At 53.1% G+C, this 14,436-nt stretch carries 16 protein-coding genes; 9 read left to right on the forward strand and 7 right to left on the reverse strand.

The features are described from left to right. Positions 1-10: 10 nt before the first annotated feature. Both prpC and prpB read right to left on the reverse strand, forming a co-directional pair. A complete protein-coding gene (prpC, locus tag JL661_RS08730) occupies positions 11-1,174 on the reverse strand; it encodes a bifunctional 2-methylcitrate synthase/citrate synthase (protein WP_004238396.1) in 1,164 nt (387 codons plus the stop codon). Positions 1,175-1,234: 60 nt separating this feature from the next. Beyond that, entirely contained in the window at positions 1,235-2,119 is an 885-nt protein-coding gene (gene prpB, locus JL661_RS08735; RefSeq protein ID WP_004239252.1) for a methylisocitrate lyase, read from the reverse strand. Between the two features lie 274 nt (positions 2,120-2,393). Here prpB and prpR point away from each other — a divergent pair, with 274 nt between their 5' ends. The 4 genes from prpR to JL661_RS08755 all read left to right on the forward strand — a co-directional run bounded on the left by prpR (position 2,394) and on the right by JL661_RS08755 (position 6,902). Continuing rightward, entirely contained in the window at positions 2,394-4,007 is a 1,614-nt protein-coding gene (gene prpR, locus JL661_RS08740; protein ID WP_036417256.1) for a propionate catabolism operon regulatory protein PrpR, read from the forward strand. Between the two features lie 118 nt (positions 4,008-4,125). Continuing rightward, positions 4,126-4,761: a DNA oxidative demethylase AlkB gene (alkB, locus tag JL661_RS08745; RefSeq protein WP_062771577.1), complete on the forward strand. Its 636-nt coding sequence runs from the start codon at positions 4,126-4,128 to the stop codon at positions 4,759-4,761. 12 nt (positions 4,762-4,773) lie between these two features. Beyond that, a complete protein-coding gene (gene ada / locus JL661_RS08750; protein WP_036417251.1) occupies positions 4,774-5,856 on the forward strand; it encodes a bifunctional DNA-binding transcriptional regulator/O6-methylguanine-DNA methyltransferase Ada in 1,083 nt (360 codons plus the stop codon). 125 nt (positions 5,857-5,981) lie between these two features. Next, positions 5,982-6,902 (forward strand): hypothetical protein, encoded by a 921-nt coding sequence (locus JL661_RS08755; protein ID WP_015422720.1) that lies wholly within the window; start codon positions 5,982-5,984, stop codon positions 6,900-6,902. A 51-nt stretch (positions 6,903-6,953) separates the two neighbouring features. Here the strand turns inward: JL661_RS08755 and JL661_RS08760 are convergent, their stop codons facing one another. Further along, positions 6,954-8,693 carry an ABC-F family ATP-binding cassette domain-containing protein gene (locus tag JL661_RS08760; RefSeq protein WP_062771579.1) on the reverse strand — a complete coding sequence of 580 codons (1,740 nt, stop codon included), beginning with the start codon at positions 8,691-8,693 and terminating at the stop codon, positions 6,954-6,956. Between the two features lie 429 nt (positions 8,694-9,122). On the opposite strand from JL661_RS08760, the gene JL661_RS08765 reads away from it, so the two are divergent. Together JL661_RS08765 and JL661_RS18665 are read left to right on the forward strand one after the other, a co-directional pair. Next, positions 9,123-9,704, forward strand: coding sequence for a virulence protein (locus JL661_RS08765; RefSeq protein ID WP_218481050.1), 582 nt, complete (start codon positions 9,123-9,125; stop codon positions 9,702-9,704). Next, complete coding sequence (locus JL661_RS18665; protein ID WP_425593542.1) at positions 9,667-9,795, forward strand: hypothetical protein; 129 nt, start codon at positions 9,667-9,669, stop codon at positions 9,793-9,795. Before JL661_RS08765 ends, JL661_RS18665 begins: the two co-directional genes overlap by 38 nt. Here the strand turns inward: JL661_RS18665 and JL661_RS08775 are convergent. Then, positions 9,792-10,472, reverse strand: a complete 681-nt coding sequence (locus tag JL661_RS08775) for a GNAT family N-acetyltransferase (RefSeq protein ID WP_220458496.1) — start codon at positions 10,470-10,472, stop codon at positions 9,792-9,794. The two genes, JL661_RS18665 and JL661_RS08775, sit on opposite strands and share 4 nt — an antisense overlap. Positions 10,473-10,482: 10 nt before the next feature. Beyond that, positions 10,483-11,145, reverse strand: coding sequence for a GNAT family N-acetyltransferase (locus JL661_RS08780; protein ID WP_004238406.1), 663 nt, complete (start codon positions 11,143-11,145; stop codon positions 10,483-10,485). Positions 11,146-11,231: 86 nt separating this feature from the next. Between JL661_RS08780 and JL661_RS08785 the strand changes: the two genes are divergently transcribed. Further along, positions 11,232-11,822 (forward strand): TetR/AcrR family transcriptional regulator, encoded by a 591-nt coding sequence (locus JL661_RS08785; protein ID WP_062771581.1) that lies wholly within the window; start codon positions 11,232-11,234, stop codon positions 11,820-11,822. A 1-nt stretch (position 11,823) separates the two neighbouring features. Here JL661_RS08785 and JL661_RS08790 read toward each other — a convergent pair whose 3' ends face one another. Further along, positions 11,824-12,309: a GNAT family N-acetyltransferase gene (locus tag JL661_RS08790; protein WP_046024552.1), complete on the reverse strand. Its 486-nt coding sequence runs from the start codon at positions 12,307-12,309 to the stop codon at positions 11,824-11,826. Further along, the gene (locus JL661_RS08795; RefSeq protein WP_032098990.1) at positions 12,306-12,884 is read right to left on the reverse strand and encodes a TetR/AcrR family transcriptional regulator; all 579 of its coding nucleotides are present in this window, start codon (positions 12,882-12,884) and stop codon (positions 12,306-12,308) included. Before JL661_RS08795 ends, JL661_RS08790 begins: the two co-directional genes overlap by 4 nt. Before the next feature lie 82 nt (positions 12,885-12,966). On the opposite strand from JL661_RS08795, the gene JL661_RS18565 reads away from it, so the two are divergent. Next, positions 12,967-13,095, forward strand: coding sequence for a hypothetical protein (locus JL661_RS18565; RefSeq protein WP_004239264.1), 129 nt, complete (start codon positions 12,967-12,969; stop codon positions 13,093-13,095). After that, positions 13,095-14,405: a beta propeller repeat protein gene (locus tag JL661_RS08800; protein WP_062771582.1), complete on the forward strand. Its 1,311-nt coding sequence runs from the start codon at positions 13,095-13,097 to the stop codon at positions 14,403-14,405. Before JL661_RS18565 ends, JL661_RS08800 begins: the two co-directional genes overlap by 1 nt. Positions 14,406-14,436: the final 31 nt, after the last annotated feature.

Here is a 14,436-nt window from a genome sequence, read left to right on the forward strand (position 1 = left end):
TAATCAATAATTAGCGCGCTTTAAGGGGTACGAAGGTCTGGTTTTCCGGTCCGGTGTAATTGGCGGACGGACGAATAATTTTATTATCCAGACGCTGTTCAATGATGTGTGCAGCCCAGCCTGCGGAACGGGCAATAACAAAAATCGGGGTAAACATGGCGGTCGGCACACCCATCAGGTGATACGCCACCGCTGAGAACCAGTCGAGGTTCGGGAACATCTTCTTGTGCTGAGACATCACGGATTCAATACGATCCGCAATATCAAACAGGCGGAAATCTTTCGCTTCTTCGGATAACTCACGGGAAATCGCTTTGATAACCTGGTGACGCGGGTCAGCAATGGTATACACAGGGTGACCGAAGCCCATCACGACTTCACTGCGGGTGAGGCGGGCGAGAATATCGGCCTGAGCTTCATCCGGTGAGCTGTAACGTTTCTGAATTTCCAGAGACACTTCGTTGGCACCGCCGTGTTTTGGTCCGCGCAGTGCGGCAATCGCCCCGGTGACGGAGGAGTAGAAATCCGTTCCGGTGCCGGCGATAACACGGGCAGCAAAGGTGGAGGCGTTAAACTCATGTTCTGCATAGAGAATGAACGAGGAGTTCATAAAACGCACCCAGTTTTCAGACGGTTTTTTGCCGTGCAGCAGATGCAGGAAATGGCCGCCGCAGGTATCGTCATCAGTTTCGGTATCAATGCGGCGATCATTAAAGGCATAGTGATACCAGTAAAGCAGCATGGAGGTCAGGGAAGAGAGCAGGCGATCGGCGATATCACGGGCACCGGATAACGGATGACCCTCTTTTTCCGGCAGAACGCAGCCCATAATAGACACGCCGGTACGCAGCACATCCATCGGGTGGGCAGAAGCAGGCAGCGCTTCCAGGGCTTTCTTCACACTGTGCGGCAGGCCGCGCAGTGATTTCAGTTTCGCCTTGTAAGCGGCCAGTTCTGCGGCGTTCGGCAGTTTTTCATGGATCAGAAGATGAGCGACTTCTTCAAAATCACATTGTGTGGCTAAATCCAGAATGTCATAACCGCGGTAATGCAGGTCGTTCCCGTTAATCCCCACAGTACAGAGTGCAGTATTGCCGGCAGCAACGCCGGACAGTGCGACGGATTTTTTGCCTTTCTTCAGTGCAGGTTCAGGTTTGCTAAGTTGTTCATTCATGACGGGTGATCCTTATTATTATAGTGAGTGTACAACCTGCTTCGCGTTATCTTTCAGAGGTTATTTTTTCTGCGAAAACAGTGCGTCGAGCTTATCTTCATAATCGTAGTAGTTAATGCTTTGGTATAATTCATCACGGGTCTGCATCTGTGAAATCAGGCTCTGTTGCGTGCCTTCACGGCGCAGGGTGTTATAAACATTTTCAGCGGCCTTGTTCATGGCGCGGAAGGCGGTGAGCGGGTACAGGGCGATAGCGATATTCACACTGCGCAGCTCATCCAGGGTAAACAGCGGTGTTTTACCGAACTCGGTAATGTTTGCCAGTACCGGAACGCTGATTTTGTCGGTGAACAGACGATACATTGCCAGCTCTGTAATCGCTTCCGGGAACAGCATATCCGCACCGGCATCGATATAAGCCTGTGCGCGGTCGAGAGCGGACTCCAGACCTTCCACCGCCAGCGCATCGGTACGCGCCATCACCACGAAATTCTCATCAGTCCGTGCATCGACCGCGGCTTTAATGCGATCAACCATTTCCTGTTTTGAGACGATTTCTTTGTTCGGGCGGTGACCACAGCGTTTTGCGCCGACCTGGTCTTCAATATGCATCCCGGCAGCCCCGGCTTTGATCAGGGATTTCACGGTGCGTACCACGTTAAAGGCTGACGGGCCGAAACCGATATCCGCATCCACCAGCAGCGGCAGATCACACACATCCGTAATACGGCGGACATCCGTCAGTACATCATCCAGTGTGGAAATGCCCAGGTCAGGAATACCCAGAGAGCCTGCGGCAACACCGCCGCCGGAGAGATAAATTGCTTTGTAACCCGCACGTTTTGCCAGCAGTGCATGGTTGGCATTAATAGCACCGACCAGCTGCAGCGGGGATTCAGACTGTACAGCGTCGCGGAATGCGCGTCCTGCGGAATAAAGTGCCATATATTCACCTTGTTATTAGTTTGATACTCAGATGTTATAAAGCAATCGCTATGCCAATCAGCCGGGTAAGGTAACTAAAACGCGAGATACATCACACATTTGGCGTATTTATCCTGTCATTACGTTACCCACTATAGAATTTGCCGATTCCGTCTGACAAGCGGGATGTTAGCTTTCTGTGATGGTGATGCTATTTATGTTTCAATATAGCTGTTAATGTGTTTCATAAGATTAATATGAAACATCTGAAACGCATGAAACAGGGGAGAAACGTATGGCTCAGAGTGACAAACCGGTGATCTGGACGGTCTCCATTTCACGCCTTTTTACCCTGTTCCGTGATATCAGCCCGGAATTCAGTGCCCGTGCCAGTATCAGTGCGATCAATCTGGGGTTCGATGCCGCAGTAGAGGCGATTCGTGAACGGCTGAAAACAGAACGCTGTGATGCGATTGTCAGTGCGGGCTCTAACGGCGCGTATCTGAAACAGCATCTGCCGGTGCCGGTAATTGTCGCAGCGCCGGGCGGGTTCGATATCATGCAGGCTTTGGCGCGGGCACGGCAGCTCAGTCAGCGCATCGGCCTCATTTATTACCGTAATACTTTTCCGGCTCTGGATTCGCTGGCGCAGAGTTTCGGCATGCAGATTGAACAACGCAGTTATGTAACCGCCGAAGACGCACGGGCAGCCTGTCTTGCCCTGAAAGCGGACGGTATTTCTGTGGTGGTGGGGGCCGGATTAATCACCGATATCGCCGCAGAGTGCGGCATGACCTGTATTTTCATTTATTCCAATGATGCCGTCCGCCGGGCATTCACCGATGCAATAGAACTGACACGCATCCGCGACCAGCCGCAGAACATGCCGCTGCCGGTGGCGGGCTCTCTGAATGTCCGCCATACGCTGAATGATATTCTCGGCACCTCGCCGGTGATGGAACAGGTGCGTGAAACCATCACGCTGTTCGGGCGCTCGAAAGCGACAGTGATGATCCAGGGGGAAAGCGGTACCGGTAAAGAGATGGCGGCACAAGCTATTCATCATGAATATACGTTGTTTCATAAACATAAGCGGACGAAACGCGCTGCACCGTTTGTGGCGGTGAACTGCGGGGCTATCCCGGAGAGCCTGCTGGAAGCGGAACTCTTTGGTTATGAGGAAGGCGCATTTACCGGTTCGCGGCGCGGCGGCCGTGCCGGGTTATTTGAGGCAGCGGACGGCGGCACACTGTTTCTGGATGAAATCGGTGAAATGCCGGTATCGCTGCAAACCCGCCTGCTGCGGGTGCTGGAAGACCGTGCCATTGTGCGTATCGGCGGCTATAAACCGATTACCGTGGATGTGCGGGTGATTTGTGCGACTCACAATGATCTGGATAACCGGGTGGCGGCAGGGACATTCCGTGCCGATCTGTTTTACCGGCTGGGGGTACTGCGTCTGCAGCTTCCGGCACTGCGAGACCGTGGGGCGGATATCCTGTTACTGACAGAAAAACTGCTCAAACTGGCGTTTGCTGAGCTGGATCTGCCGCTGCATCGTGGCCATCTGCAGCAGATTCTGGCATGCAGTGATTTTTTCTATCACTACCACTGGCCGGGAAATGCCCGCGAGCTGCGTAATCTGATGGAACGGGTGGCGCTGTATTGCAGTGCTTATCCGGATAAAATTATTACAGAATCATTATTACTGAAGCTCTCTCCTGAACGGCGCACGGTGATTGCTCCCGCCCCTGTGACCGATCTCCCGCCTGAGCCGGTGAATACCGCCACGGCAACAGAAGCGGTAGCCCGTTTCCGGGGGGATCGCCGTGCTGCCGCCGACTGGCTGGGGATCAGCCGTACCACTCTATGGCGCCGTCTGAAACAGGAACAGAACACTTCATCCTGACTGTCCGCCGCTTTATACTGTGCCTCAGAATTGAAAAGCAAGAGCCGGAGTGTTTGTCTGTATCCGGCCTGCAATACTGTCATCACCGGAAAGACACAGGAAACAGAACGGAGGCGTTATGTCAGATCTCTTTGCTCACGATGAACCGCTTGCAGTGGCACCCGATGCGTATCTGCTCAAAGGTTTTCTCAGTGATGAGGATGAGATGCTGCTGGCGGAAATCCGCCGCCTGACGGCCATTTCACCGTTCCGCCACATGCAGACGCCCGGCGGATACCGGATGTCTGCGGCCATGAGCAGCTGCGGCACATACGGCTGGATCTCCGATGCCAAAGGTTACCGCTACTTACAAACAGATCCGCTGACCGGCAATCCGTGGCCACCGCTGCCGGATGCGTTTTTGTCACTGTCGCAGCTGGCTGCAGAGCGGGCCGGGTTTCACGGATTTTCGCCGGACAGCTGTCTGATTAACTGTTATGCACCGGGCGCCGGTATGTCTCTGCATCAGGACAGGGATGAGCCGGATCGCCGCCAGCCGATTGTGTCATTTTCACTCGGTCTGCCGGTGCAGTTTCAGTTCGGCGGCAGTGAGCGGCATCATCCCCTGAAAACCTTTGCGCTTGAGCACGGTGATGTACTGGTGTGGGGCGGCCGTTCCCGTCTGAATTACCATGCTGTCCGTCCGGTAAGAGCCGGGGTGCATCCGCTTGCGGGTGCCCGGCGGTTTAATCTGACCTTCCGCTGCGCGCGGTAACGGAGAAACAGGATGACAAAACAGACAATACTCTCAGACGATGCGTGCTGGGCAGCGCTGGTCGCCAGAGATAAAACAGCCGATACGCTGTTTGTGTATGCGGTGAAAACCACACAGACATGGGGATTTCCGTCCACTGTTGTGCGGCTGCCGAAACGGGAAAATACTGAATTTTTTGCCACGCCTGAAGAGGCGGAGGCTCACGGCTACCGCGCCGGAAAGCGCCGTCAGCGCAGCGGTGAGGCCATGACGCAGCGCCATGCGGAACAGGTGGTGCTGGCCTGCCGTGAGCTGGAAACGCGGATCGATAATGGTGAACCGCTGCCGTCACTGGCAGAGCTGGCCACACTGTGCGGCGTGAGTCAGTTTCATTTTCACCGTATTTTCCGCTCACATACCGGACTGACACCGGCGGCATGGGCAAAAGCCTATCGCGGGGATAAACTGAGGGAACAACTGACAAAACAGACGACAATCACCGGCGCAATCGCTGAATCCGGCTTCAGTTCCGGCAGCCGGTTTTATGAATCGTCGGATACACTGCTCGGTATGACGCCGAAAAGCTGGCGGGCAGGCGGCAAAGGGGCGCGGATTTTCTTTGCTCTGGCGATATGTGCGCTGGGGGACATCCTGGTGGCGCAGAGTGAAAAAGGCATTTGTGCCATTCTGCTGGGGGATGACGCGGAAGCACTGTTACGGGATTTGCAGGATCAGTTCCCCAATGCGGAACTGGTCGGTGGCGACGCACAGTTTGAACAGGTGGTCTCCCGGGTGATCGGGTTTGTGGAAGCACCGTCTTCCGGGCTTGATCTGCCGCTGGATATCCGGGGAACTGCATTTCAGCGCCGGGTCTGGCAGGCATTGCAGTCAATCCCGGCGGGTACGACTGTCAGTTACCGGGAGATTGCGGAGCGGATCGGCTCCCCGAAAGCGGTCAGAGCGGTGGCCGGTGCCTGTGCGGCAAACTGTCTGGCAGTGGCTATCCCGTGTCACCGGGTGGTGAGAACCGGCGGGGAACTCGCGGGTTACCGCTGGGGGATCGAACGGAAAAAACGTCTGTTGCAGCGCGAGGCATTGCAGCAGGAAACCGGTTAAGAATATAAGGGATACGGATGCGTTTTCGCACAGATGTTTTTCGAACAACAATGTTACTGAGCAGTTTATTCTTTGCTGTTTTGCCGGTGACGGCAGCCGCCGCACCGGCAACGGCGGAGGTCATTATGGATAATGACGCAACAATTCCTGCGACAGCGACCGGCCCGTTGTTTAACTGTGACAGTGAGCTGATAAAGCTGATTGCAGGCAGTAATCACGGGCTCGTCCGCGCAGAAAAAGTCACTGCGGACAGGCTGGGGATTTATATTGAAAACCGGGATATCAACGAGCTGGCGATTCAGCTTTCTGATACGCGGCAAAAACCCTCGCCTGAATCGCCGGGAGCAGGGCAACTGGGCTGGGTGACTTACAATATCAAAGAAAATACCCTGACAGCGACAGGGGCGGATGCGGAGCATCCCGTCCCGCTGACCTTCAGTGCGGCACAGGGGGAACGGCTGCAATCCTGTCTGAAAAAAGAGAAAACGTGTCAGCAGATCCTCAGTACGCTCCGCTACGAACCCTTTATTGCCATGTCGCCGGAGTGGCGCGTCACCGGCAAAGGCCGGGCTTATTTTTACGCCGCGCCGGCGGAACAGTGCCGTAATGATAATGTCTTTGTGGTTCCGGGAGATGTCCTTCAGGTGGTCGGATTGCGGGCCACGAAACCGGTGAAAGGGGAAAAAGAGGGCTGGCTGCTGGTGGCTTACGGCAATGCGCAGGGCTGGATTAATGTTAACCGGCTGGCGTCACAGGACGCGCTGTGCGATGCGGCAACCGTGAACGCGGACAAACAGTATCAGGCGGGCCTGAAAAACAGTAAGCCTTCCTCATACAAATACAGTGTGACACAAAATCGCCTGCGTTTTTATGATGCTCCGGATAAGGGTTGTATTACGGATGCTGCGGATTTTGTGGTGAAAGATGATGCGATCTGGGTGGATCGTCCTCAGCCATATCAGGGATTTGTTCATGGCCGTTATATATATCCGGCCACCGGTAAAGTCACAGAAGGATGGCTGGAAGCAGACGGACTTAAAAAATGAATTAAAAAGGCCGTTACAAAAAACGTAACGGCCTGCATTTATAATGGCGTATTACAGTCCCAGTTCATCCCGCAGTTGCGCAATCTGTTCGCGCCACTGTTGTTGCAGAACCGGTTTCTGATGTGCGGGTTTGCGCTGCAAATCCGCCGCCAGTTTTTCCTCCAGCGTAATCAGTGCCGCCAGCGAATCCTCTTCGTCACTGACCGGAACGGATGGCTCCGGAACCGCCGGTAACACGCTGTTGCCGGTGCCGGAATCTGCATTCAGGGCACGGATAGCATCATAGACCTGATCCAGATCGTGATATTCCGTCAGTCGGTTACCGTCGATATACCAGAAGCGGTTACAGCTTTTTTCGATCAGCTCCCGGTCGTGACTGACCAGAATCAGCCCGCCCTCAAACCGGCTGATTTCCTCCGCCAGCGCCAGTTTTCCGTCCATATCCAGGTGGTTGGTCGGCTCATCCAGTATCAGCAGGGAATAGTTGGCCAGGCTCAGTCCGACAAACAACAGCCGCGCCCGTTCACCGCCGCTCAGGGCAGATACCGTCTGCTGATGGCGCAGATACGGGAAACCGGCGCTGATCAGTGCCATTTTCCGCTGCTCATCAATCAGTCGCGCGAATGGTTTCAGCGCATCCATCAGTGAATCACTGTCATTCAGTTGCACCAGTTTCTGGTCGTAATACCCCAAATGCACACGGGGATGCAGCACCAGCGGGCTGTCCGGCAGTGTTACCTCCGGTTTCTGAGACTGTGACCAGATCATCCGCAGCAGTGAGGATTTTCCGGTGCCGTTTGCGCCCATCACCGCAATGCGGTCGCCGGATTTCACAGACACATTGTCTGTCACATACAGCGGCGGACAATTGTCTGCCGGGATCACGGACAGCTGATTAAAGGCACACAGCCGGTCTGCCCGCAGGGTATCCCCGGTCAGCTTAAGCTGCCACTGACTGCCGATCGCCAGTTCAACCTGATCATCCTGCAACCGGTCTATCTGTTTTTCCATCTGTTTGGCTTTACGGGAAAGGGCTTCGTTATCATACACTTTCCCCCATATCGCCAGCCGTTTGGCACTTACCGCAATGCGGTCGATCTCTTTCTGCTGCGCATTGTGGCGGTGCTCATCACTTTCGTCCTGTTGCGCCAGCGCTTCCCGCGCCTGTGTGCAGGGCAGACGGAACACCGACACATTACCGTCCCGCAGCACCCAGGTGCAGTTGGTGACGTGATCCAGCAGGGCGTTGTCGTGAGAAACCAGGATAAAACTGCCGCGCCAGTTTTTCAGGAACTGTTCGAGCCACAAAATGGTCGGCAGATCCAGATGGTTACTCGGCTCATCCAGCAATAACAAATCCGGCCGGCTGATCAGCGCCCGTGCCAGTAACAGCCGGGTATGCTGGCCGCCGCTCAGCGCGGTGACCGGTAACTGCCATTGTACCGGGTCAAACCCCATCTCTGTCAGCAGCATTTCTGCCCGCCACATTTCGGACAGATGCTGTTCCGCCGGTAATTTTTCCAGCACGGCATCCGCCAGTGACAGGGTATTGAGGGATTCAGGCAGATGCTGTTCGATATACGCCATAATGACGCGGTTCGCCGGGGTAATGGTGCCTTCATCCGGTGCCAGCTGGCCGGACAACAGCTTCATCAGGGTACTTTTCCCGCAGCCGTTATGACCAATCAGGCCGATCTTTTCCCCCTGATTCAGGGCGACAGAAATATCGGTTAACAGTGGTGTGTGACCGGGATGGAATGACAGATTACGGGTTGATAATAATGTGCTCATAGCTTACTCAAATTTCAGGCATAACAATGCCATGGGTCATAAAACGCGATAACCCTGTAAGCTGAGGAAGGATGTTAAATTCAGTAAAGCTTCACTCAGGCAGGATTAACGCACAGCGTTAACAGAAAAGCCTGAGTTCTGACGATTACCAAAGAAATGTGAGAATTCAATCACATAACTTAACACCATAATTAGCCTCCTTATTTATTTTCTGAGTTGATGGATACGAGCATCATACCATTGCCTGTGAATAACAGACAATGGTGGTGCTTAATTTGCCTTAAACTTCCGGAACAGAAGGTTATTTTCTGGCGTTTTTCTCTGTGGTGTCATGATAAAAACGTCTTTTGTATAACGGGGACGACACCATGCCATTAAAGCGAACCGGATTAAAACTGGATTTTTCACTGCTTAACCTGCCGGAGAAAGATGATAAAAAAAACACACTTGCCGACAGATGATTATTTGAAACAGCATATTGATGCCTTATTGATACAGATGAAACAAATGCCGGTTTCATTCATAAAAGAGGCAGAGAATGCGCCGGATTATCCGATGCTGCAACAATGTGGTTATTCCTCACGATATAACGGATTTCATTTATCTAATGATTGCGGTGATGTATTTATCCGCGCCCGCAGAGAGAAACCTCACTGCGCTGGTGGGTTTGAAGGTGATAAATTTCATTTGAGTGTGCATGAATCACAGATTGCACAAGCGGTCACTATGCTGTCAGGAGCGCTGTTTTCAGATAACAATCCCTGTGACAGATGGAAAATAACGGATATTTCACAGGCAGAGCCTGACAGCAGAGTTAAACGCGGAGCCCAGATAACTTTGTATGTTCGTCCTGTTCCGGGTGAACATCCTTATAGCGCAGAGCTGCTCAGTGAAACCCGCAGATTTATCACCGGGCTTGAATACCGTCTGACAGAAGGGGGGGATTGTACCGGGAGAATACCCTTTATCAGATATCCGTCCGCCACACTGGCAATTTACCAGCTACCGTAATGAAATTATCAGCGGGCGTGAGGGCTGTGAGGCGGACCATCAGCGGTTAGCGGAATCCGCATTTTACCGGCTGATGACAGCTCGGGATTAATCGGCAGCGGGGCGGAACATATCACAATGCGGAATACCGTCCTCGTCATAAACGTCAGAACAGACGGTAAAGCCGCATTTTTCATAGAAAGCGGTCAGATGCGCCTGTGCACTGATAACAATGCGCCGTGTCCCGAAATGCCGGTATACCGCCTGAACGGCGGTAGCCATCAGCGGATAGCCCAGTTTTTGCCCGCGGAATTGCGGATTGATCACCACCCGGCCGATAGCTGCCGGTGCCGTGCTGTTTTCCGGCGGAAGAATACGGCAGCAGGCCATGATTTCACCGTCCTGTTCCGCCCAAACGTGCAGCGCCGTGAGGTCGGCGCCGTCCGGATCGAGATAACAGCAGGTCTGTTCAACCACAAATACCGCGCTGCGCAGCGCCAGCAGGCGGTAGAGTGTCTGCGGGGAGAGGTCATGCAGGGCAACTGTCTGCCAGTTAATCGGTGTCATGTGTCTGTCCGTCAGTAGTAAGAGAATTATGCACCGGGCATAAAAATCAATATGTGCATCAGTAATATCATGATTACGGATCCCATTCAGCCGGATAATGGTTTTCAGCCTGAGATAGTGCGACAACAATTGCTCTGTCCGCTGACGGCCCATGCACGGGTTTACGCCGAACGCCATCCGGGTGGAGGTGTGCGGTAAATGTCCGGAAGGCAGAATAAACATAATCAGCTCATTATAGTGTGGGTAAAGCCATGTAATACCAGCCGTAAATATCCATATAGCGTTCGGTGGTGCGTGAGGTTTCGTATTTCACATCCTGAAAACCCCGGCGCAGATACAGCTCTCTGGCTTTTATATTTAAGTCAGAGACATACAGTGATAACCGGTTAATGGCCGGGTCCGCCCGTAATTGTGTGGTGATCTCATCGAGAATCTGATTGCCTATCCCGCTACCGCGCAGTGATTCATCCACACACAGGTAGGACAGATAAGCCGTATCCGCCGCCGGAATATGGACAAACATCTGAAAAATCCGGCGGATTTTCAGAAAGGGAATAAAACCGGCTCTGCGCAGGATAGCCAGAGAAGAAACCGGTGCCGGGGCGTGCTGCGGCGGGTGTTTAACCCCGAAAGTCAGGCCATATACGGCGACCAGTCTGCCATTACGTTTTACCTGAAAGTGGCGGTCATACGGGTCACTGAGCCCGCGCTGCCAGAACATCGCCAGCACGGCCTGACGCTGTGCATCCGGCATGGTGCTGACCGTTTTGAATTTGGATGAAAATGCCTGATAAAACAGGGCAGTGGCAGGCTCTAACCCGGTTTCATCCAGACATTCGGTGATTAATCTGCTGTTATCAGTAGCAGATGTACTGTTTTTTATTATGTTTGTCATAATCTTCAATACAGAAAATGTGGTATTATAATAGATAGAGTAATCGGTCTAATTTCTATTATCCGGTTTTTCGGAGACACTTCCTTATGGAAAAATTAACGGAAAAGCAGCAGCGCAAACGTCGTCAGATCCTTGATGCTGCAATGCATTGTTTTATCGAAAAAGGTTTTCATTCCACCTCGACGGCGGAGATTTGTAAAGCCGCCGGGATGAGCCCCGGGAATCTGTTTCATTACTATCCGACTAAATACGCCATCATTGAAGCGATTGCGGAACTGGACGAGGATGACCACAAGGCGATTCTGAGTATCGGTGATGCGCCGGGACATACGGCAGATATTATTGAAAAAATGATAACGGCGTTGATTATGTTGTATAGCGAACCGGGTTATACCCGCCTCAGTCTGGAAATTATCACCGAGGCAAGCCGTAACCCTGAGCTGAATGCAGCTTTTGTTGTTAATGAGCAGCGGCTGCACAAAAAATTCTGTGATGTGCTCAGACGCGGCATGGCCGCAGGAGAGATTGACCCGCAGCTGGATCCGGCACAGACGGCGTCCTGGCTGCTGGTGATGGCGGACGGCACGCTGGGGCGTGAACTGACGGAACCTGAGTTCAGCCGGGAGGTGTTTCTCTGCGGGTTACGTGTGTTGCTGAGAAAGGCGCTGAAGCCCTGAATTACGCTTCGCTGACAGTCCGCTGCATCACCGTGACCAGCTCGTCATTGATCACATCATCATATATAGCCTGCCAGCCCATCCGTGCATACATGGCCTGTTTATCCGGCGTGTAGAGATTCAGTGCTGGCAGGTGGCGCTCTCCGGCGGCGGCAAAGACCGCCTGTGTCAGGGCGCTGCCGAGGCCTTGCCCGCGGGCTGCGGGCAGGGTGTAAATCTCGCCGGTCCACCAGTCCGCATTTGCCATACGGCAGGTTTTCAGCTCCCGCCAGATCAGGCTGGCCGTCCCCGATAGTGCGCTGTTTTTATCCGTGGCGACAAACAGCATTTCGCCGTTATCACCGTTCATCCGTTTTATCAGACGCGCCAGGATAATTTCCGGTGTCTGCCACTGCGGTAGTTCCTGCCATTCCTGGTGTAAAACCTGAGCAATGCTTTCCAGCAGCGGTAAATCGCCGGGTAAACCGGTAACAGGGCGGATATTCATGATAATGATGCTCCGGGGCGTTCAATAAGTTCGGTAATTAATGCCAGTACCGGCTGAAACAGCGCCCGGCTCTGTTCAAAGGTGTAATCAGTCCGGCGGATCGCCACCGTATGGCCGTGCAGGGCATCCGCCAGCAGATGCAGAATAGCGGTCTGCCGTGACTCATTCAGCCCGCAGGGTGCAATAATGCGCAGATAGCGCTGACGGAAACAGCCGGACGGGCCGTCACTGTTCAGTGATAACAGAATATCCAGCAGATCACTGTAAATATAGAGCAGATGCAGATAACTTTCTGCCAGTCGCTGAAGCTCCTGTTGTACCGGAGCCTGTGCCGATGGCTGATAAATATCATCCACCAGGGCAGTGGCGAGGGCTTCCAGCAATGCCTGTTTATTGCGGAAGTAATAATAAATCGCCATCGGATCGACCTGCAACTGTGCGGCAAGGACGCGGATCGACGGTACTTTTCCCTGTTCCTGTAACAGTTTTCCGGCCTCGGACAGAATATTTTCGGCGGTCAGTTTGCTGCCCCGGTGAGCAGGGCGTCCGCAGGGCGGTATTCGGGATGATGTCATAGGTTGCCTCTGTCAGCGGAAATGGTGGCGGTATTTACGGATAAAACCGGTCACGGACATTGGTTGTTTTCCGGTGATTGCCGTGAAATTATCAAAAGTGGTGCCACGAAAATACTCAGCGGCTTCGGCCCGTTTTGTGTTTACCCGCCAGATGCTGGTTCAGGCCAGACAACGGAACGGAAAAGATCCGTTTGTACAGGAAATTAACTGATGTTTGCCGACGGACGTACCCGGATCACGTTGCTGGCGGTTGTGTTTATCACCTCAATGATGCTGACGTTTTCTGATTCATTTTTTTCAGCGCCGGAGAGAATACGCACCCGCAGTTATCTGCCGGAAAAAAAAGCGGTAGAACTAACGTCACCGGCCATCAGCAGTTTCCGCGATGGTGTGATGATAACCGGTGCCAGAGACGCTATGCGGGTTGATCTCGTTACCTGTGATCAGAAAACCCGCAGTTGCAGCCACAGTAAAAATATTGCTTTTAACCCGGCAGAAGAGCCTGATATTCCGCTGCTGAACCTGAAAATATCCCCGGATAAAAAAGCCATCGGCGATTACCTGCACAAACAAACCCATTACCTGAGGCGCAGTGAAGTCTACGGCGACAGGCCGCTGGTGCCGGTCACCTATATTATGACTGAGCAGAAAGGGGATTTACGGGTCAGCGCGATGTTTATGGGGCAGGTACAAAGCCAGCTGTGTGATATGCAGGGACGCTGCCTGATTATTTTCAGTGATTATACCTCCTACGGCAAAGAATATGTCTTTTACTCCCGGGACGGTGGTCAGCAGTGGCAGTGGTTATCACAGTGGACAATGCCGGAACCTGCCGGAGAGACTCAGCTTCTCGCTATCACAGAACCCGGCAGTGTGCTGATGGTGCAGAGGGACACACTGTATCAGACCCGTGATTCCGGAAAACGCTGGCGGCCTTTATTCAGCATGGATAACCGGAAAAAACGGTATCAGGATGACGGACGCTGGTATACCAGCCTGAGCACCACTAAATGGCACTATAACGGAGACGCGCGGGTGATCGCATGGATGAAGGATGAACAAAATGATCCGGAAAACACGATACTGGCTTGTTTTAATACCCGGACCTCAGAAACTGAATCTGATCAGGTTGTCCCCGGGGAGATTGACGCGCTCGACAGTACCACCGGCGGAGAAATTTATTTTGTGCTGACAGAAAAAACCCGTAAACGGCCGGAGGTTAACCACTTTAACTGTAAGGGTGATTATTCACAGCGGCTGGAAACCGGCGGATCTTATATTAACGGACTGCGGGGCGGCAGTGATGATTTACTGATAGCGGGGTCAGGTTCAGAAACCCGGATATCGGATGATGGCGGGCTGAACTGGAATACAGCAGCACCATTGGCGAAAGAGTACGGGGAAACCGTTTTATTTGATAAATGGCGCAATCGTCTGTTCTATTTTCAGGAGAGTCACTACAGCAATAGCCTGACAGGAAACCGTGACGGCATTGAGTATAAAACCTCGGCGGTGCAGTAATGATATCCGCCGCTGTCGTTAAGGCAGCGGC

Origin of the sequence: Morganella morganii (assembly GCF_019243775.1) — a bacterium.
GTDB lineage: Bacteria > Pseudomonadota > Gammaproteobacteria > Enterobacterales > Enterobacteriaceae > Morganella > Morganella morganii.

Bases quoted from the DNA above. Each gene is read 5' to 3' on its own strand.
- prpC (WP_004238396.1), bottom strand. From the start codon at position 1,174: ATGAATGAACAACTTAGCAAACCTGAACCTGCACTGAAGAAAGGCAAA.
- prpB (WP_004239252.1), bottom strand. From the start codon at position 2,119: ATGGCACTTTATTCCGCAGGACGCGCATTCCGCGACGCTGTACAGTCT.
- prpR (WP_036417256.1), top strand. From the start codon at position 2,394: ATGGCTCAGAGTGACAAACCGGTGATCTGGACGGTCTCCATTTCACGC.
- alkB (WP_062771577.1), top strand. From the start codon at position 4,126: ATGTCAGATCTCTTTGCTCACGATGAACCGCTTGCAGTGGCACCCGAT.
- ada (WP_036417251.1), top strand. From the start codon at position 4,774: ATGACAAAACAGACAATACTCTCAGACGATGCGTGCTGGGCAGCGCTG.
- JL661_RS08755 (WP_015422720.1), top strand. From the start codon at position 5,982: ATGGATAATGACGCAACAATTCCTGCGACAGCGACCGGCCCGTTGTTT.
- JL661_RS08760 (WP_062771579.1), bottom strand. From the start codon at position 8,693: ATGAGCACATTATTATCAACCCGTAATCTGTCATTCCATCCCGGTCAC.
- JL661_RS08765 (WP_218481050.1), top strand. From the start codon at position 9,123: ATGATAAAAAAAACACACTTGCCGACAGATGATTATTTGAAACAGCAT.
- JL661_RS08775 (WP_220458496.1), bottom strand. From the start codon at position 10,472: ATGTTTATTCTGCCTTCCGGACATTTACCGCACACCTCCACCCGGATG.
- JL661_RS08780 (WP_004238406.1), bottom strand. From the start codon at position 11,145: ATGACAAACATAATAAAAAACAGTACATCTGCTACTGATAACAGCAGA.
- JL661_RS08785 (WP_062771581.1), top strand. From the start codon at position 11,232: ATGGAAAAATTAACGGAAAAGCAGCAGCGCAAACGTCGTCAGATCCTT.
- JL661_RS08790 (WP_046024552.1), bottom strand. From the start codon at position 12,309: ATGAATATCCGCCCTGTTACCGGTTTACCCGGCGATTTACCGCTGCTG.
- JL661_RS08795 (WP_032098990.1), bottom strand. From the start codon at position 12,884: ATGACATCATCCCGAATACCGCCCTGCGGACGCCCTGCTCACCGGGGC.
- JL661_RS08800 (WP_062771582.1), top strand. From the start codon at position 13,095: ATGTTTGCCGACGGACGTACCCGGATCACGTTGCTGGCGGTTGTGTTT.